General features: G+C 43.9%; 15 protein-coding genes, 1 other RNA gene and 3 pseudogenes. 14 read left to right on the top strand and 5 right to left on the bottom strand.

Features of this window, described 5'->3' with window-relative positions:
- The 4 genes and pseudogenes from NDI34_RS24670 to NDI34_RS24655 form a co-directional block, all read left to right on the top strand.
- A pseudogene (locus NDI34_RS24670) lies at window positions 1–106 on the top strand (IS630 family transposase); the annotation flags it as partial.
- Between the two features lie 84 nt (window positions 107–190).
- A complete protein-coding gene (locus tag NDI34_RS24665) occupies window positions 191–988 on the top strand; it encodes an FkbM family methyltransferase (protein WP_190524539.1) in 798 nt (265 codons plus the stop codon).
- Window positions 989–1,903: 915 nt separating this feature from the next.
- Window positions 1,904–2,869 carry a beta-1,6-N-acetylglucosaminyltransferase gene (locus NDI34_RS24660; RefSeq protein WP_348234118.1) on the top strand — a complete coding sequence of 322 codons (966 nt, stop codon included), beginning with the start codon at window positions 1,904–1,906 and terminating at the stop codon, window positions 2,867–2,869.
- 79 nt (window positions 2,870–2,948) lie between these two features.
- Window positions 2,949–5,267, top strand: a complete 2,319-nt coding sequence (locus NDI34_RS24655) for a hypothetical protein (protein WP_348234117.1) — start codon at window positions 2,949–2,951, stop codon at window positions 5,265–5,267.
- Between the two features lie 364 nt (window positions 5,268–5,631).
- On the opposite strand, the gene NDI34_RS24650 is transcribed toward NDI34_RS24655, so the two are convergent.
- Together NDI34_RS24650 and NDI34_RS24645 are read right to left on the bottom strand one after the other, a co-directional pair.
- Window positions 5,632–6,429, bottom strand: a complete 798-nt coding sequence (locus tag NDI34_RS24650) for a WecB/TagA/CpsF family glycosyltransferase (protein ID WP_190668400.1) — start codon at window positions 6,427–6,429, stop codon at window positions 5,632–5,634.
- A gap of 251 nt (window positions 6,430–6,680) precedes the next feature.
- On the bottom strand, window positions 6,681–7,244 hold the full coding sequence (locus tag NDI34_RS24645; RefSeq protein ID WP_190682286.1) for a 2'-5' RNA ligase family protein: 564 nt from the start codon (window positions 7,242–7,244) through the stop codon (window positions 6,681–6,683).
- Between the two features lie 59 nt (window positions 7,245–7,303).
- On the opposite strand from NDI34_RS24645, the gene NDI34_RS24640 reads away from it, so the two are divergent.
- From NDI34_RS24640 to NDI34_RS24630, 3 genes are all read left to right on the top strand, one after another.
- A complete protein-coding gene (locus NDI34_RS24640) occupies window positions 7,304–7,570 on the top strand; it encodes a YciI family protein (RefSeq protein ID WP_190411182.1) in 267 nt (88 codons plus the stop codon).
- A 62-nt stretch (window positions 7,571–7,632) separates the two neighbouring features.
- An RNA gene (ffs, locus tag NDI34_RS24635) (signal recognition particle sRNA small type) lies at window positions 7,633–7,729 on the top strand.
- A gap of 110 nt (window positions 7,730–7,839) precedes the next feature.
- Window positions 7,840–8,229, top strand: a complete 390-nt coding sequence (locus NDI34_RS24630) for a phasin family protein (RefSeq protein ID WP_190435443.1) — start codon at window positions 7,840–7,842, stop codon at window positions 8,227–8,229.
- On the opposite strand, the gene NDI34_RS24625 is transcribed toward NDI34_RS24630, so the two are convergent.
- The gene (locus NDI34_RS24625; RefSeq protein WP_190435440.1) at window positions 8,226–8,369 is read right to left on the bottom strand and encodes a hypothetical protein; all 144 of its coding nucleotides are present in this window, start codon (window positions 8,367–8,369) and stop codon (window positions 8,226–8,228) included. The two genes, NDI34_RS24630 and NDI34_RS24625, sit on opposite strands and share 4 nt — an antisense overlap.
- 89 nt (window positions 8,370–8,458) lie before the next feature.
- Between NDI34_RS24625 and NDI34_RS24620 the strand changes: the two genes are divergently transcribed.
- From NDI34_RS24620 to NDI34_RS24610, 3 genes are all read left to right on the top strand, one after another.
- Window positions 8,459–8,872: a hypothetical protein gene (locus NDI34_RS24620; RefSeq protein ID WP_190411185.1), complete on the top strand. Its 414-nt coding sequence runs from the start codon at window positions 8,459–8,461 to the stop codon at window positions 8,870–8,872.
- A gap of 117 nt (window positions 8,873–8,989) precedes the next feature.
- Window positions 8,990–9,421, top strand: coding sequence for a preQ(1) synthase (gene queF, locus NDI34_RS24615; protein ID WP_348234116.1), 432 nt, complete (start codon window positions 8,990–8,992; stop codon window positions 9,419–9,421).
- A 227-nt stretch (window positions 9,422–9,648) separates the two neighbouring features.
- On the top strand, window positions 9,649–11,310 hold the full coding sequence (locus tag NDI34_RS24610; protein WP_348234115.1) for a glycosyltransferase family 39 protein: 1,662 nt from the start codon (window positions 9,649–9,651) through the stop codon (window positions 11,308–11,310).
- Window positions 11,311–11,378: 68 nt separating this feature from the next.
- Here NDI34_RS24610 and NDI34_RS24605 read toward each other — a convergent pair whose 3' ends face one another.
- Window positions 11,379–12,803, bottom strand: a complete 1,425-nt coding sequence (locus tag NDI34_RS24605; RefSeq protein WP_348234114.1) for a cytochrome c biogenesis protein — start codon at window positions 12,801–12,803, stop codon at window positions 11,379–11,381.
- A 53-nt stretch (window positions 12,804–12,856) separates the two neighbouring features.
- Window positions 12,857–13,591, bottom strand: a complete 735-nt coding sequence (locus NDI34_RS24600; protein ID WP_348234113.1) for a cytochrome c biogenesis protein CcdA — start codon at window positions 13,589–13,591, stop codon at window positions 12,857–12,859.
- A gap of 658 nt (window positions 13,592–14,249) precedes the next feature.
- Between NDI34_RS24600 and NDI34_RS24595 the strand changes: the two are divergent.
- From NDI34_RS24595 to NDI34_RS24580, 4 genes and pseudogenes are all read left to right on the top strand, one after another.
- A pseudogene (locus tag NDI34_RS24595) lies at window positions 14,250–14,720 on the top strand (PAS domain-containing protein); the annotation flags it as partial.
- A 711-nt stretch (window positions 14,721–15,431) separates the two neighbouring features.
- Window positions 15,432–16,892: pseudogene (locus NDI34_RS24590) on the top strand (ATP-binding protein); the annotation flags it as partial.
- Window positions 16,889–18,106: a response regulator gene (locus NDI34_RS24585; RefSeq protein WP_348234112.1), complete on the top strand. Its 1,218-nt coding sequence runs from the start codon at window positions 16,889–16,891 to the stop codon at window positions 18,104–18,106. The pseudogene NDI34_RS24590 and the gene NDI34_RS24585, both read left to right, overlap by 4 nt.
- A gap of 67 nt (window positions 18,107–18,173) precedes the next feature.
- The coding region (locus tag NDI34_RS24580) for an IS630 transposase-related protein (RefSeq protein ID WP_348232470.1) at window positions 18,174–18,308 on the top strand (135 nt) is incomplete at its 3' end.

Below are 18,308 nucleotides of genomic sequence, written 5' to 3'. Positions count from 1 at the left end.
TGAATGGATAGAGATAGAGGCTTATCGGGACTGGAAAAGTTTAGTAAAGTATGTCAAAAATGTGCTAAAAAAAGTCGGAACCGAATATGTAATTAATTTTGCTTAAGCACTTAACTGCTTCAATAAAACCTTGAAGCTACCTTAATTGATGTTAGCATAGTGGCGTTTTAGTGACTGGAGCAGCTAAACCATGAAAATCTTTTTAGAAATAAAAAACTTTTTCAAAGAAACAATCAAGGGTTCATTTCTCGATCCGGTCGTTAGACCATTTTTAGATATCGTAAAGCCTCCGAAACGCAGTGACATTCTTAATAGACAAGACAATGCTTTCACAATTGAAATCATGTCTTGTGTTTTAGCAAAAAACTCAAACTGTATTGATGTTGGTTGTAACACAGGGGATTTACTTAGCCAAATTTTACAGTTTTCACCTCTGGGATTTCATTATGCATTTGAGCCAATACCACGGTTAGCGAGTAGGCTTAGAAAAAAATTTCCAACTGTTGAGGTCAGAGAAACAGCTTTGAGTGATTCGGAGGCAGAAACAATTTTTTGGTATGTAGTGAATGCTCCGGCTGTAAGTAGCTTGGATAAGGAATGCTGTGAAAGCCATATTCCTGATGCACTTATGGAACCAATCACTGTTAAAACTCAGAGACTTGATGATGTACTAGCTCCAGACTTTAAGATTCATTTCATCAAGGTAGATGTAGAAGGGGTAGAATTGCAGGTTTTTAGAGGTGCTATCAGAACATTAAAAACTTATAAACCTTACTTAGTCTTTGAAAGTGGCTTAATTAATTCTCAAGAATGGGTTGATGGCACATTGAAAGACGGGAAATGGCACGATAGCAGAATTTATGATCTGCTTGTCAATGAGTGTGGTCTAAAAATTTTTAAGCTAAAAAATTGGGTAGATGGTTTAGCTCCGCTGAGTCGGGATGAATTTCTAAAATCTTCTGCTTGGAATTTTTTAGCAATGCCTTAGTAACAGAAAAATTTGCCTGAATACTTGTTGAGCTATCTGCAAAGTGGCAATTAGCTAATTTTCTAGTACTTTTTATTATGCTAGTTTTGTGCAGGCAAGATTGGTATTGCTTGTTACTGTTATTTTAATTTTAAAAGAAATATATTAATGTTTTACTTTAGGCGGACAAATCGTATAAGTAAAGTCTATCTTAAGGGGGACGCCTGCACCATAGGCACTGTAACAAGATGTAAAGCGTAAAGCGACTAGGATTGCAAGCGTGGCTTGAGTCCCTTAAAGAGTTCCTTAGACTGGGATTTTAATTATGACCATAGCTGTAAATGTAAAAAATTGGGTGCAACGAAAAAGGTCATAGCCTGTCGTGAAGAATCTAATTTTGTACACCATTACTGAATTTGGACATGGTTAAAAAACAGAGATTTTTTTCCTAGGGTACAGAGTTTAGTATCTATGTCTATGTGGGTGAAACAATAAAACAAGGTTCGGTTGAAAACCGGGAACCAAATAAACCCACATTTCGTCTATATACCAGGTGTACTATTTACCATTCTGAACTTAACTATTCTAGAGTGCCTGATTTCCAGTGAAAGCACCTATTTACTGCTGTTTTAACTTTGTCGATGCTATTGCAGTTAAACAGTTTTAGTTAAGTTCTTGAACACAGATTTCTCTGTCAATTTATGACTTTGCTTGCACAAAATCACCAGTATTTATTATGCAGGCATTTCTAGTTTGACAATTGTTGCAAATTTTGTTGTTACCGCATAGAGAGCAGATAATCAGGTTTTTTTAATACCTTGACCTGGTTGAATCTAGCTATCTCTACTTAGGGTACATCCGAAGTGTTATGCACAACACTTTGGCAGATTGCTGCGTTCACTTTTTCGTGCAGTTGTTTTCTGGAGGTTAAAGATCGTGAAAGTTTTATATCTGATTCAAAGTCATAAAAATCCCGAACAGATTTTTAGACTGGTGCAAACTCTAAAAAAATCAAGTCCCCAATCTCAGATATTGATTAGCCATGACTTTAGGGGTTGTCATTTAGACGTAACGGCCTTTCACGAATTCCCAGGAGTGAATGTAATTAGGGGTACGGGAGGACGAGGAGATTTTTCGATTGTTCAAGGTTATCTGAATGCCATTGACTGGCTTTTTAGCCATAATGTTGAATTTGATTGGGTTGCCAATATTACAGGCCAAGACTATCCGATTCAACCGCTACCAAAAATTGAGAAGTTTCTTGCGGAATCACCGTTTGATGGCTTTTTAGAGTATTTTGATGTACTTTCAGATTTAGAGGGAAATCTTTGGGGAAGCCGGGAAGGTAGCGATCGCTATCTCTATCAGTACTGGCGTTCGGGTCAATATTTACCATTGTGGAAACGCGCTATCGTCAAAATTCCTCGCATGGTCATTAATAATGTCCAGCCTTTGGTGAGAATAAATTCTTCCTATGGGCTGATGCTAGGAGTTCGTAAGAATTCATCTCCATTCAATGAAAACTTTAAATGCTATGCAGGGTCTTACTTCAAGACTCTATCGAGGAAGTGTGTCGAATATTTACATCATTTTTGCCAGCACAACCCCGATCTAATTAATTACTATAAAAAGACTTGTATTCCTGATGAATCTTTTGTCCAAACGGTTTTAGTCAATAGCGGGCAATTTCATTTGTGTAACGACTATAAACGCTATATTGATTGGACTGGGACTCGCCACGGTCATCCTCGTACTCTAAATGCTGAAGATTACTCAGCAATTATAAGAAGGGACGTTCACTTTGCCCGAAAATTCGATATGACGCAGGACAGCAGAATTTTAGATATGCTTGATGCAAGAGTTTTAAAAGAAAGTAGCCCAGTCACCTTAGGCATTAGTTAAGACTTAACCCGTCAAATCTGTATAGTCAGCTATAATTCCTTAGTTGGAAGTAGCTGATTATGGGATTTGAGGCTCAACGATGCTTAATGCAGCTATTAATCATTGGTCAACCATTGAAGCGATCGCTAATGTTACATTTGCAGGGCTGGCAAGCGTCCAACCAGTTCTGACTAGCTTATTAGTCTTCGCCATCGGGATTTGCCTCGCCCATATCGCCTTCAAGCTGATTACTAAATTTAGCGCCCAACCAGGCCTTTCGTTAGCTCGAACGGTTCGCTTTGCTGTCATTGCTCTGTTTGCCACAGTCGCACTTCAGCACATCTGGCTTGCTAGCAACATCCTTAACGGTGCATCAGGACAGGCAGAAGTCGTCACTTCCCGCAATTACCGAACCAATGTGTCTTTGGGGGAGACGAATGTTGCAATAGGCGGAGGGGGCTATGTTACGGGTATTTTTCTGCATCCGCTACAGAAGGATCTTGTTTACATCAAAACTGATGTGGGTGGCTTCTATCGTTGGAATTCAGTAAATAAAAGCTGGGTACCGCTAACTGACCACTTTCCACTAGAGAAGAGCAATTACTACGGCGGAGAAGCCCTAGCCCTCGATCCAAAAGATCCAAATATTATTTATATTGCCGCAGGCAAATACGTCTGGGATGAGCCTGGAACTATCTTTAAGTCTAACGATCGAGGTACAACCTGGAAAAAGCTGGATTTGGACTTGCCAATGGGCGGCAACCAAGATAGGCGGGAGGTAGGAGAGAGACTCGTCATCAATCCGTTTAATTCCAAAATGATTTTATTTGGTTCGCGGCGCGATGGGCTTTGGAAATCTTCAGATGCTGGCGCGAACTGGACTAAAGTGACTTCTTTTCCCGGAAAGCCGGAAAAAGATATCGGCATCACAGCAATTGTCTTTGACAAAGATAAGCCTGGCTTAGTCTATGCCAATGCCTATGGTGATGGAATTTATAAATCTACTAACACAGGCATTACCTGGAGCAAGATTGACGGAAGCCCAAAAAAAGCGATGCGGCTAGTGACAAGTCGCAATAACACTCTCTACACAACAATTAATGGAAGTCCTGGAGTTAGAAAGTATACAGATGGAGATTGGAAAAACATTACTCCACAAGGCTCCAAAGAGGATTTTAATGGGTTGAGCATTAACCCTGCTAATCCTAAAGATATTCTTGTTGCTACAAAAGAGAGAAAAAATACTAAAATTTACCGGTCATTCGATAGCGGAACTACATGGAAAGAGCAGAAGCGATCGCTTAACAATACCGTTCCTTGGTGGTCTAGCTATATGCTCTCCAATCCTTCTGTCTCTGCGATTGAGTTTGACCCCCACGTTTCTGGAAGAGTTTGGTTTACCGATTGGTACGGAATATGGCGGACAGACAATATTAACAAACAACCCTCTGCCTGGACGAACTATCAAAAAGGACACGAAGAGCTTGTCACCTTCACCTTAACTGCGCCTCCGAGTGGCGCGTTGTTGTTGAGTGGGGTGGCAGATGTAGACGGGTTTTACCACAACAAGGGATTAGACAATTATCCATCTAAAACCTTTAGTGCTAGTGGCCCTTCGTTCCAGGATACCTACAGCATTGCCTACTATGAAAAAGCTCCCCTGCAAATGGTGCGCGTTGGCGGTAATCGCTGGAACAATACTTATTCGGGAGCAACTTCGACAGACGGCGGCTTAACTTGGAAAGAATTTGCTTCATTTCCAAAAGACACGATGCCGATGCGTATAGCGATGTCAGCAACTAATCCAAAGTTATTTGTTGTCACTGTTAGTGGAGATAAAGCTCTCCGCACAGATGATGGAGGCGCTTCGTGGAAAGAAGTTACTGGCTTACCCAAGGGTTCCAAGGGACCTTGGAATTGGTCTTTGCCGCTGGCAGCAGACAAAGTGGATGGTAACACGTTTTATTACTATAAGAATGGCAAATTCTATCAAAGTACCGATGGAGGTTTGTCTTTTAAAGTCGTGAATTCATCAGTTCCCGATGAAAGTTGGCACTCACTAAGAACCGTATCTGGAGTTAAAGGTGAAATTTGGCTGAGTCTCGATAAGAAACAACTTTACCATTCGACAGACGGTGGCAAGACCTTCTCTAAGATGAATGCAGTTAAGAGATCCTATTTGTTTTCTTTAGGAAAACCACAGCAGGGAAGCACGATTCCAGCACTGTATGTGTACGGAGAAATTAATAATATGGGCAAAGGAATCTTCCGTTCTCTCGACAGAGGGAAGACATGGCAAAGGATTGGTAATCCGAAAAATCCGATTGGCAATAGCCCAAATGTGATGGAAGCAAGCTTGCAGCAGTTTGGTTTAGTTTTTATTGGTACAAATGGCAGAGGAATTTACTATGGCAATTAGTAATCCAGCAGGAACATCCTCCTAAGGCGGCAAGCAAATACATCTCGTGACGCAGTTGTAGCGAAGGGGTTCGGAATGCGATCGACCCTTACAATCTATTTAGAACCCCAGCCTTACCCGTTTACCGGAAAGAAAGAGCTTGAGGAAAGGTGGGAGAAATTTCTCAAGTAGTCTAATTCAAGTAGTCTAATCGCCTGTCAAGATATCTCAATCACAAAAATAGACGTTCCGTGGAACGTCCATCATGCAACCATAAATTTTAACAGAAAGCCTATAGCTGCTAAGGCTGCTTACCCTACGACAAGCAAGCTACAGCATCACAACAATAGGTACTTTACAAACGTCCCTTCAAATAAGAATTTTTTTATTCCCACTTAACTCGTTCTAATTTCACAGATTTCTTCTCTGCCTGAAAAGGCTTTTTATAAAGGTTAAGCTTTTGTTTCAAAATTAACCAGAAGAAAGGCATATCGTCTATTAAATATCTTTTCCATAACCTTTGTGGCTCGGATAAGAGTCTATGTAACCACTCTATTCCTGCGTCGCTCATCCACTGTGGAGACCTTGGTTTATGACCTGCTTCAAAGTCAAGAGATGCGCCAACAGACAAGAAAACTTTGACATTGGGTAATTTATTTTTATACTTCAATATCCACTTTTCTTGTTTAGGGGCACCGACGCCAATGGCTAAGACTGTAGCGCCTGACTTATTAATCCTGTCAATAATTTCTAGGCATTCTTTTTCGCTCTTTTCAAATCCGAAAGACGGCGAATGAGAAGCGACTATAATATTTCTGCCTACTTGGTTATTGATTCGCTCTTGAGCTTTACGAGCCACCCCTTCAGCAGCACCCAGCAAGAAAATCTTAACGCTTTCATTGTCCTTGTGGTGCATATAGAAAGCGGGAAATAAATCTGAACCCGACAGTTTTTCTTTAATCGGCGTTCCCAAAAATTTAGAAGCGTACAATACTATTTGACTGTCACACACTTTATAAGTAGCGATATTGTAAGCTTTGTAGAAATCTCCATCGGTTTGCAGCTTCATCAGGTGGTCTACGTTTGGCGTAAATACGATACCACCTTCCCGATCGAGTTTGGTTAATAGCTCTGCTCTTGACAAGTTGTCAATGGATACATTAAGTACATTAACTTTTTTCATTGACTCCTCTCACTTTAGCAATCTACTCGTGTGGGGACAGCACACTAATAACAACACAATAGTGAGAGTCAAGCTTGCACTACCTCTACCATGAGAGAGGACAAATCTTTATCAACGTTTATTCCCTAGGATAGATTGGAAAATTGATTGAACAAGATTCGCTATTAGAGTGAGGGTTTTTCTGAGCGAAAGAAAAAAGGTTGCGATCGCGCCACAACCAGCCGCAACCTTGGCTGAAAGGCTTGCCCTGTTTACCTCCGGCGCGCTAAACAAGGGAATTCGGCGCTCACTTCCCATCGTTCCCCTGTATGAATCAGTAGGGTTAGCTGAGCAGCAGTGAACTCAAACTCTAACGATCGGCCCTGAAATTCAGCCCATGCTGCATGAAAGTTTTGCCGTGTCAAGTCTCTAAAGGCAACAGTCATGTGAGGAGCAAAGGGACGCTGCTTGGAAACCGCATCGACAATTCCCAAGTTTGTCTCCATATCGGTCATTAAATCGGCTTGTAACGCTAGCAGTTCCGGCGTCTTAAGAACATTGATGTAAATAACACGGGGTGGAAAAGCTCCAAACCCATTCAGGGTAATGAAGACAGGTGAACGATGGGAAGCAAACGTTCTCAAGCATTCTTCCAGCACTGGCACTGCCTCTACCTGCCATTCAAACGGCGGTTGCAGCGTGATATGCGGGGGAGATTTCTGGGCACCTTTGCTAGCATAGGTTTGGGCGAAGTGCTGCTGAATCTCTTTGGCGTAGTCTTGAATCTCTTGCGGCGGCAAGAGAGCGATAAAGAAGCGGCGTTTTGTATTGTCCAAGAACTTCCAGCGGTAGTTTACTTGTTAAATAGATATAGCCAGATAAGGGAAGAAAGTGAATGCCCTGGTTTGTAAAGATTGAAGAAGGCATCGTTGATAAACCGATCTTTGATAAATCTGTACCGGCGCACAAAGCTTATGTCCAGGATTTGATTACCAAAGGATATCAGGCGCGTAGCGGCTACTGGCTGGAACGGCGAGGCGGCATGATGCTATTTGAGGCGTCTTCACTGGAGGAGGCGCGCGCAATTGTCTCACTCGATCCGCTGGTGCAAAACGGCTGCGTCAAGTATGAACTTTATGAGTGGCGAGTGGTTGCCGAATAAAAGCGAATCCTTGATTGCCGCCAGAGGTTTCAATTTTCAGTGAATGATGTTATGCTTTAGATGATCTGGACCCATGCGATCGCAACGCCTAAACCTTGTCAGAACCGGAAGGTAGCAGCAACACGGGATGCTTGTGATAGGCGTGGTATCCGGATCACCCGAATCGCCGCCTCGCCCTCGTTTGCCTTGTAATTGGTGGGCAGTTTCTCGATTTCACGCTTATGCTGGAATCAGCAGATACTTGCAGATTAAAGGAGCGACTTATTGCGATGGCTGGTTTTGGAGATATTGTTCAAAAAGCGTTTTACTTAGGGGTTGGCTTAGCTGCCTCTGCGGGTGAGAGAGCTGGGGGAAAGTTAACTGAGTTGCGATCGCAAGCTCAAAAGCTAGCCGATGAAATGGTAGCAAAAGGCGAGATGACAACAGACGAAGCCCGCCGGTTTGTCGATGATATGATGAAACAAGCCCAGCAGGCACCCGTTGAGCCATCCACTAGCAGCACCCAACCCGGTGAGCCGCGGCGGATTGAAATTCTCTCAGAAGATGAAGAGCCAAAGTCGGCAGCAGCTCCAAATGCGGCTCCAAATAATGATGTGGACGCGATGCGCCAACAGGTGCAAGCACTACAGGACGAACTGCGTCGGCTAAAGCGCGATTAGCTTTGCAGTAATGAACGATAAACTGCGAACAGCCGAATCGTTAGCTGCATAGGCAAGAGCGAGTCGCTGCGAGGAGCATCACACGCCTTGCGATCGCGCAAGGCAACGGGTGCTAATCTATAGCATTGCGATCGCATCATGGATTCGCACTATTTAGAATAGAATTGCAGATTAATTGGCGTCATCGCGTCGCCGGTAAAAACTAAGCCTTTTGTGCTGAGTATCCAAAATGGAAGAGTGGCAAAAAGATTTTTTCGAGATGATGGAAGCAGTCGCTGATGAAGTAGAGCAATTCTTCATTGGCATCACAGAAGTAGTAGACGCTGTTGCCGAAAGCGTGCAAACTACAATTGCAACCGATCTCAATCAGTGTTTGCAGGAATTATTTGAACCGATCGCTGAAATTTATTTAGAATTTGAAGAAATTGTGGGTGAAGGTGAGCAGCCTTTTTCCTATATGGTGGATACTGTTGAACCCACCCCACAAAAAAATCCTGCATGTATGGGTTGTCACCATTACCACGGACAAGCTTATGGTGGAAACCTGTTAGTCTGCGCCATGCATCCCTATGGCTGGGATGATAAAAATTGTCCGGATTGGGAGGGTAGTACAGATCCGTTCAATTCTAGAGATATTTTCTGAACAAAGCAGGTGAAGAAGGCTGAAAAAGCTTGACCTGCATTCATATTCAAGGGTTATTAGTCCTTTATTTGTTATAAATGACTAATAACTAACGACCCACGTTTGCTACCACTACTGATGAGTCAGTCGCCAACACAACAACAATTATCATCTGAAACGCCGCTCTCGGAAATGAAATACGGTGAGCGAAATATTTCTGAAGGACAATTAATTACCTTCCCCAATCCGCGAGTCGGACGCCGCTACGACATTCACATTACTCTACCAGAGTTTACCTGTAAGTGTCCGTTTTCTGGCTATCCTGACTTTGCGACCATCCATATTACCTATGTTCCCGACCAAAGGGTAGTGGAACTGAAGGCGATCAAGCTTTATATCAACAGTTACCGCGATCGCTACATCTCCCACGAAGAATCCATCAATCAAATTTTGGATGACTTTGTGGCAGCTTGCGATCCTTTAGAAGCCACTATCAAAGGGGATTTCGTGCCCCGCGGTAATGTTCACACAGTCATTGAAGTGCGTCATCAGAAGTCCTCTGACGCCTAGATAGCAGCAAAAAAATTCACTTGCATCTGGCTACTTCCACCTGGTTTAAAAATTATCTTTTTCAGAAAGCCCGTCCAACGGGCTTTCTGCTTTATGTCATCAAAAGCCTATCCTATCGGCTCAAAAAATAGACACAATATCAGTCTCAGGGTGAATGATAACTTCCATTGGCACGCCTAACATTTCGCAAAGCTTCCCGGCTTTTTAGATTACGAAATGGAGGTTTCATGGCAGTTGCACAAAGCCTTAAGCATGTTAAGAATAGGTTAACTCAAACAAAGCTACTTCCTCCAAGCTGGTTACAATTTTTTATCATTGTCGTGCTGGTACTGGGAGTATTTTTTCGATTCGTCAACCTGGATCGCAAAGTTTACTGGGGCGATGAGACTCTGACTTCATTACGGATTGCGGGTTACACCAAAGCAGAATTAGTCCAAGAACTCTTTGATGGACATTTGATTGGCGTCGAAGATTTGCAGAAGTTTCAACAACCCAATTCGGAAAAAGGTGCAAGCGGAACCATCAACTCGATAGTGGTCGATACTCCCCAGCATCCGCCTCTCTATTTTTTAATGGCAAGATATTGGGTGCAACGATTTGGTTATTCGCCAGGGATAATCAGAAGCTTGTCTGCATTAATTAGCTTGCTAGCTTTTCCTTGCATCTATTGGCTATGCCAAGAATTATTTGGATCTTCCTTAGCAGGATGGATAGCGATCGCACTCATTGCCGTCTCTCCATTTCAAGTTCTCTACGCCCAGGAAGCACGACCTTATAGTCTGTGGATTGTGGCGATCTTACTATCGAGTGCGGCACTGCTGCGAGCGATGCGGCTGGGAAATAGAGACACCAAAACCCTTATTTCCACTTGGGGGCTGTATGCAGCAACGCTAGCACTGGGAATTTATACCCAGTTATTTTTTGCGTTGGTTGCGATTGGACATGGAATTTATCTATTGACAATCGAAAAATTCCGATTCACTAAAACAGTCTTTGCCTATTTGCTGGCATCTTTGGCTGGTTTGCTCACATTTGTGCCTTGGCTTTTAATTCTAATTGCTAATTCATCTACCGTTGAAAAGACAACAGATTGGTCTCGCCAGAAAGAAAGCCTGTTTTCTTGGGTGAAAGCTTGGACTCGCAATATCACTCGGACATTTCTTGATACAGATCCAGCAGGAGGAGTGATTGAGTTTGGATTTAACAATCAATGGACCGAATTTATCCGACTGACACTGGTAGGAATGATTTTATTCCTGTCAGGATATGCAATTTATTTTCTGTGTCGTAACACTGGCAAGCAAGTTTGGTTATTTGTTTTAACTTTGCTTGGGGTAACTGCCCTTCCCTTTATTTCCAGAGATCTAATCTCCGGAGGAGGATTGTCAGGTTCAACTCGACATCTAGTTGCTGTTTATTTGGGGATTCAGCTAGCAATTGCTTACTTACTGGCTACTAAAATTAGTTTGCCTTCGAGAAGTGCAAAGGTACAAAAACTATGGCAATTTGTGCTTGTTGCAGTAGTTTCGAGTGGTGTTATATCCTGTGCCATCAGTTCTCAACAAGAAATCTGGTGGAATAAAGCTCTCTCTCAAACTGAATACAATCCAAAAGTAGCCCAAATCATCAACAAAACAGCTCATCCGCTTTTGATCAGCAATGAGAAACTAAACTTTTTTCTTCCTTTAACCTATGCACTGGAACCGAAAGTGCGGCTTCAATTAGTCGTTAAACCAAATGTGCCTCAGATTCCAGATGGGTTCAGTGATGTGTTTTTATACAGGAGTTCCAAGGAATTAAGAAAGGCACTACAAAAGCAGAACTACAAAATAGAGCCTGCATACCAAACGGGTCAAGTTTGGCTTTGGAAACTAGAAAAAAAGGTGTGAGTGGAAGACGTTATTTGTTGGTAGAGGCGCGATTCATCGCGCCTCTACCAACCCACATCAAAAATGGTTTAGGCCTGGGTCGCGATCGCTTCTATCTCAACAACTGGCACTTCCTCCTGAGACGGATGACTGACTCGATCCAAAATTTCCAACAGTTCCCGTTCAAAAGCAACCTGTGCGCGGTTAGTTCTGCCGCCGACATAGAAGCGAATCTCCTTCTGAGACGCTGCACTAACCCCTTCTTGTAGCGCCCAAATTTGCGAATGAGAAAAATAACTCATAACCACACCCAGCATCAGCAAACCAAAGCCAGCATAAACAAACGGGATACCCGGATCGGCTTTTATTTGCAAGCCAGTGCTGCCGATTACTTCATCAATGCTCAGCCTGACTCCATTCACAGGTACCGACATCCCGGGGCGAATAGTATTGATTAGCTGACCCTTTGGGTTATAAAGCATCAGCGTTCCCTGCAAATCCTTGGCAATTAAGGCAACGCCCTCACTCAAATCCGGTTTAGTGGGAATCCAAGTTCCCCAGATTCGGCCCTTGCTGACAGTATTTAATGACGCCATCGGCAACTGTAAAACTGGGCTATTATTCAGCCGCACCTGGATACCTGCAATTCCCCAGTCTGTTTGATAAAGCGTCACACCTCGGTAACGCAGCGGCTGATTGACGTGAATCGTTTGACGATCAACTTCTTGTCCTTGTTTATCCAAAACCGACAAATCGGAATAAAACTGGTCGATTCTGCCTTCAGGTGTATAGTCGATCCAAAAGCGATTTACCCGCACCGACCAATCTTTGGGAACTTGTGGCAGCGCCCAAGAACCAGCTTCGATGATATTTTTTATCTGAAATGTATCGCCGCTAGCAACCATTTCCTGGGCGACAAAACCCGTGATACTCCCCCAAATTGCGCCCCCCAGAATAATTAACATACTGGCATGAACAACAATTGGGCCAATCCGTCCCACCAGTCCTTTTCGGGCGTAAAGTTTATCTCCTTCTTGAAAAACTTTATAGCGTCGCTGCTGCAACAACTCGGTCAGTTTGTTTAGCGAACCTGTTTCTAGTTCCGCACTCAGGGCGAGTTTCTGAAATTGGCGGGGTTGGTCGTAAAACTTCCAGTGCTGTGCTGCTTTTAAAGCTGGAAACTGGCGGGTGAATGTACAGGCAGTTAAGCTGCTGCCAAACAAAATTAGGAGTGATAAGAACCACCAGGTGCGATAAACACGATCTAATCCGACTACCTGGATTACCTTCCAAGTCAGGAAACCAAACAAAGCGGGATGCTCTGGATAGTTCGCTTGGTAAAAAGCAGGCGACTGACCCTGCTCAATCACCGTGCCAGAGATGCTAAAAAGCGCGATCGCTAATAGCAACGCGATCGCTAACCGCAAATCTGCCAGTAATGGCAACAACTCCTGTCGCCAAAACCGATAGGAAGTTGACCCTAAGTTTGAGAAAAAAGAATTTTTTGCAGTCATTTTTTGATAATTGATAATTGGTAATTGGTAATAGCGAGTGCTTTTGATTACCTTTAACCAATTGGAATCCGAGACAGCAGCGAAAATACCCCAAATCCAACCAAAAGCACACCGCTAACGGGTGTAATCCAACTCGACCACTGGCGCAACTCTAGCAACTTCTTAATAGAGGCTGTAAAAGTTCCTGCCAAAATCAACGGTGCCACATAACCTGCTGTGTAGGATAGCAGCAAGACAGCACCTAACACCACGTCTTGCGTCGTAGCAACCCAACCCAGTAACGTTCCCAATACGGGAGTACTGCATGGAGAAGCAACCACCCCAAAAGTTAGACCAATCAGATAGGAACGCACTCCCGCTGGTAATTCTTTAGAAATCCACTCCATCCCACCCCAAGCAGGCAACGGAAGGGGCAAAGCTTCTAGTAAATTTAGCCCCATTGCGATCGCAAGAATGCTCACCAGGATCGGCAAACCAAATCCTACTTGACCGTAGACGTTCCCCAGCAACGCCGCTAAGATACCAAGCCCTGCCAGCGTTGTTGCCAATCCCAAGGAAAACCAGGTAGCCTGGGCAGCTGCTTGGAGGCGGCTTTTGGTTTCATAGCCCCCAATGTAGCCAAGGGTGATGGGCAACATGGAAAGCATACAGGGGGTCAGACTGGTGAGCAACCCGGCGGCAAAGATAATGCCAATACTGATAACGCTGAGATGTTGCAGCTGGATAAAAACGAGACGGTTGGCAAATTCACTGAGTTCGTAAAGCTGGGTTTGCAGACTTTCAATCATGAGGAGGCTAGTTCGCGGAATGCTGATTCTGCTTGAATTTTAGCTTACTTGGAAGGGTAGAACCGGCGCGAAGGAAAGCGTCCGTATTGTTTGCTTGACAATAACACTCATCAATGTCTTTCATCAACGCAGGTTTCTCAAGAAATTTTTAACGCCGTTTCTATCAATTGCCCCATTAAGCTTGCAGCGAGTCTTTTATTCAAATGTTCTTAATTCAGTCGGCGGATGCATTAAATTGAATATTTCTTTAGTTGGATTGACCCAGGAAACCCAACACCTGTGAGGGTTACGCTATCGACAACCCATCCTACAAATTATTAATCCAGCCTACTGATTGTCAAGCCTAAAAAAGAAAATTTTTACTTTTTTCATAAAGGAATAATATTTTTTTTGTATTTCTTAACATTAAAGAACATTCAACATTAGAGTTTTTTTCCAAATTTAGGGAATCCTAAATACGGACACTACGAGCCTATATTATTCCTCCTTTCCTTAGCAGAGGGATGACTTCGCCAACGAACTACGAGCCTCATTGACTATTTAATTGGAAACTCCAAGAAGGTCGAGGAGAGTGCTATGTCCGTGTTGAATGTTGAATTTGAGCCGCTTAACTTAATTTCGATATATCTAAAACCAAAAGGTATAGAAGGAGGAATAGATGGTTACAAGTTATAGACGCAGTAAAACCAGTACCGGCAAATTGCAGAATCAAGAATCCTTGAAACTGCGTCAGCAAATTGCCGAGCTAGAGCAGACACTAGCCGATTGCCAGGAGGTCGAGAAAGAACTGCGTCAACGGGTGGAGATGTATGCACAAGTCCTAGATGCCATCCCAAATTTAGTAAAGTGCCAAAACTCCCAATCGTGCCTAGTTTATGCCAACAAAGCATTTTGCGACTTTTACGGCATGACACTGGAACAACTTTGCGATCGCGATCCGACAGATATTCCTCTAAATAACCGGGATGCTACCCAACAGTCTGTCGTGGATGACGCCTATGTCGTGAATACCGGGCAGACGCTCCACATCTCTCAAGAACCTGTAACTCGTTACGATGGGCAAGTCTATTTATTTGACATCGTTAAAGTCCCTATTTTTAATGCTGAAGGCGAAGCTGTCAAAGTTGTGGAGTCCAGTCACGTAGCTTTAGGTGGCAACCTCTCCGACTCAGCCTTAATAGAAGTCAATTCAGCAGATATCCGGGGAGAACAGCGAGATAAATTAACCAACTCTCTCACTTATTTAAATAGCCAGACTATCGAGCGCAGGCAAGCAGAACAAGCCTTACAGGATCTGATCGCCGGAACCGCCTCAGTTACGGGCAAAGATTTCTACCCGGTGTTTGCACAGCATCTAGCCGCAGCGCTTGGAGTTCGCTACGTTATCGTGGCAGAAGCATCCGCCTGGGAGGACGATACACCTGTCCGAGCCAAAGTGCTTTCCTTTTGGAATTCAGACAAATTGGGTGACTACTTTGAGTACGACTTAGTCCATACTCCTTGCGAAAGCATTTTTACAGAAGAAACCCTGGCGGAAAATAACGGGATCAGTTGTTACCCCCAAAATGTCCAGTCATTCTTCCCCAAAGGCGAAGCTTTAGCGGCTTTGGGAGGAGAGTGTTTCCTGGGAGTTGCCCTTTTAGATTCAACATCCAGTAAGCCAATTGGTCATATTTGCTTTATCGATGATAAGCCCCTCGTGCAGGAGCAACGGGCAAAATCAATTATGAGCCTCTTTGCAGCACGAGTTAGCGCCGAACTGGAGCGCCAGCGGGCTGAGGAAGCGCTAGAGCGATCGCAAATACAACTAAAACTTTCCCACGAGCAACTAGAAAACTACAACCGGATGCTGGAGGGGAAAGTCCAAAAGCGAACGCTAAAGCTGCAACAAGAAATACGTGATCGCCGAAAAGCCGAACAATCCGCTCAATCCGCCAACCGCGCCAAAAGCGAATTTCTCGCTAACATGAGCCACGAACTGAGAACCCCCCTCAACGGCATCCTCGGCTATGCCCAAATCCTCAAACGAGACAAAACCTTAAATGAGCCGCAAAAAGATGGTTTAGGCGTCATTCACCAGTGCGGCGAACATCTATTAACCCTGATCAACGACATCTTAGACCTCTCCAAAATAGAAGCCCGGAAAATGGAACTCCACTTGAGTCACTTTCATTTTCCCCAATTCCTGGAAGGCATCGTCGAACTGTGCCGCATTCGTGCCCAACAAAAAGACATCTACTTAACTTACCAACCCACCGCCCCACTTCCTTTAGCAGTCCAGGGCGATGAAAAACGCTTGCGGCAAGTCTTAATCAACTTACTTAGCAACGCGATCAAATTTACAACCACCGGCGGCGTCACCTTCCAAGTCAGCTATCAAGACGGAACATTTCGGTTTCAAGTAGAAGATACCGGCGTCGGTATGGCACCAGAGCAATTAGAAGAAATATTCTTACCCTTCCACCAAGTCGGAGAGCGCGATCGCAAAAGCGAAGGCACCGGCTTAGGCTTGGCAATCAGCCGTCAATTAGTGCAAATGATGGGCAGCGAAATCAAAGTTAACAGCATCTTAGGTAAAGGTAGCGTTTTCTACTTTGATTTAGATTTACCCTTAGTTGACCAGTGGGCAGATGTCACCCAAATAGATGAACGCCCCATTATTGGTTACTTGGGCGACAAGCGCAAAATCCTCATCGCCGACGATCAATGGGAAAATCGCTCAATTCTAGTAAAAATGTTAGAGCCATTAGGGTTTGAAATTATGGAAGCCACTGATGGTTTTGACTGTATAACCAAAGCACAGGAGTGGCAACCCCATGTAATTTTGATGGACTTAATGATGCCCGCCCTCAATGGCTTAGAAGCCACTCGTCGAATCAGAAAGTCACCCAACTTAAAGGTCGTTGTGATTGCGACTTCAGCCAGCGTTTTTGATTGCGATCAACAACAGAGCTTTCAAGCCGGTTGTAACGATTTCCTGCCCAAACCCATCCAAAACCAGGAACTTTTAGAAAAGTTACGCGGTTATTTGGGGCTGTCATGGATTTATGAAGAAATTAAAAATGAAGAATTCCGCGAGCCTTCCGCAAAAGCGATGGTGCCTCCGCCTGTAGAGGAAATCGCGGCACTCTTCGATTTCGCAATGATGGGCGACCTCAGAGGGATTGCCAAGCGAGCCGCTCAACTGGAACAGATGAATCAGGACTGGATACCCTTTACCAACCATTTACGTCAATTAGCCAAGGGCTTTGAAGAAAAACAAATCTTGGATTTTATCAAACAATATAGAGAAAATAAATGAGCGAAGAAATTCCCCACAAAGGCATAATCTTAATCGTTGATGATACTCCCATAAACTTAGGGGTTTTGTTCGACTTTTTGGCGGATTCCGGCTTCAAAATTTTGGTAGCCCGGGATGGCGAAAGTGCGATTCAAAAGGGGGAATATGCCCTGCCGGATCTTATCTTATTAGATGTACTGATGCCGGGGACGGATGGGTTTGAAACTTGCCGTCAACTGAAAGCCAATCAAGTAACGAAAGATATCCCTGTAATTTTTATGACGGCGCTTTCTGAGACGGTAGATAAGGTTAGAGGTTTAAGCCTGGGAGCCGTCGATTATATTACTAAACCACTTCAGCATGAAGAAGTTTTAGCTCGCATTACTGTCCAACTGAGTATGCAGAGTTTAACAAAGAAACTGAAAGAACAAAATGTGCTTTTGGAACAAGAAATTCAAGAACGTACAAGGGTAGAAAAAGCACTCTTACAGCTCAAAGAAGAACTAGAAGAACGGGTAGAGGAAAGAACCCTTGAACTTTCCCACTCTAATGCTCTGCTGAAACAAGAGATTCAAGAGCGGATTTCTACAGAAGCAATATTACAACAATCAGAGGCACGCTATCGAGAACAAGCGCATCAGCTAGAACTCGCCTTTCGCCAACTCCAACAGACTCAAGGTCAACTGATCCAAAGCGAACAACTGGCTAGTTTAGGACAGTTAGTCGCCGGTGTTGCTCATGAAATGAATAACCCGGTCAACTTTATCTACGGCAATATTACTCACGCAGAGCGCTATACCCAAGACCTGCTGTACCTGCTGAATCTTTATACCAAGGAATTAACCAATCCGGGGCCAACTATCTTGGAGGAGGCTCAGGCAATTGACCTGGAGTTTCTGGTTGAAGACCTGCCAAAACTACTGGGTTCGATGAAGATTGGGGCTGAGCGCATCCGCGAGATTGTCCAGTCATTGCGGAATTTCTCTCGCGTGGATGAGGCTCAGATGAAGCCAGTGAACATTCACGATGGGCTAGACAGCACTCTGCTAATTTTGAACAACCGGCTGAAATCCAAGGCTGACTATCCGGGCATTCAGATCGTTAAAGAGTATGGCAAGCTGCCTCCTGTAGAGTGTTATGCAGGTCAAATGAACCAGGCATTTATCAATGTGCTGTCGAGTGTGATTGATGCTTTGGAGGAGTATGACCATAAGCGATCGCCTGAAGAAATATAGCAACCGCCAAGATAGTTAGGACGTAGAGTAGAGATCACCTGTGGTCCTGAAGTTATTCAAGCTGCTCATGGCAAACCCCTATAGTTATGACCTGCGTCAGAAGGTGATCCAAGCGATCGAGTTAGACGGCATGAAGAAAAGTGAAGCCGCACAGGTGTTCCAAATTAGTCGCAATACGATTGACCTATGGCTGAAGCGGCGA

The organism is Trichocoleus sp. DQ-U1, assembly GCF_039961925.1.
Lineage (GTDB): Bacteria > Cyanobacteriota > Cyanobacteriia > Cyanobacteriales > FACHB-T130 > FACHB-T130.
Note: the sequence above shows the minus strand (reverse complement) of the source record. Positions and strands in the feature narration are given on the sequence as shown.

Excerpts from the sequence above, each read along its gene's own strand:
- NDI34_RS24665 (WP_190524539.1), top strand. The coding sequence starts at position 191 with ATGAAAATCTTTTTAGAAATAAAAAACTTTTTCAAAGAAACAATCAAG.
- NDI34_RS24655 (WP_348234117.1), top strand. The coding sequence starts at position 2,949 with ATGCTTAATGCAGCTATTAATCATTGGTCAACCATTGAAGCGATCGCT.
- NDI34_RS24650 (WP_190668400.1), bottom strand. The coding sequence starts at position 6,429 with ATGAAAAAAGTTAATGTACTTAATGTATCCATTGACAACTTGTCAAGA.
- NDI34_RS24640 (WP_190411182.1), top strand. The coding sequence starts at position 7,304 with ATGCCCTGGTTTGTAAAGATTGAAGAAGGCATCGTTGATAAACCGATC.
- NDI34_RS24630 (WP_190435443.1), top strand. The coding sequence starts at position 7,840 with ATGGCTGGTTTTGGAGATATTGTTCAAAAAGCGTTTTACTTAGGGGTT.
- NDI34_RS24625 (WP_190435440.1), bottom strand. The coding sequence starts at position 8,369 with ATGATGCGATCGCAATGCTATAGATTAGCACCCGTTGCCTTGCGCGAT.
- NDI34_RS24620 (WP_190411185.1), top strand. The coding sequence starts at position 8,459 with ATGGAAGAGTGGCAAAAAGATTTTTTCGAGATGATGGAAGCAGTCGCT.
- queF (WP_348234116.1), top strand. The coding sequence starts at position 8,990 with ATGAGTCAGTCGCCAACACAACAACAATTATCATCTGAAACGCCGCTC.
- NDI34_RS24610 (WP_348234115.1), top strand. The coding sequence starts at position 9,649 with ATGGCAGTTGCACAAAGCCTTAAGCATGTTAAGAATAGGTTAACTCAA.
- NDI34_RS24605 (WP_348234114.1), bottom strand. The coding sequence starts at position 12,803 with ATGACTGCAAAAAATTCTTTTTTCTCAAACTTAGGGTCAACTTCCTAT.
- NDI34_RS24600 (WP_348234113.1), bottom strand. The coding sequence starts at position 13,591 with ATGATTGAAAGTCTGCAAACCCAGCTTTACGAACTCAGTGAATTTGCC.
- NDI34_RS24585 (WP_348234112.1), top strand. The coding sequence starts at position 16,889 with ATGAGCGAAGAAATTCCCCACAAAGGCATAATCTTAATCGTTGATGAT.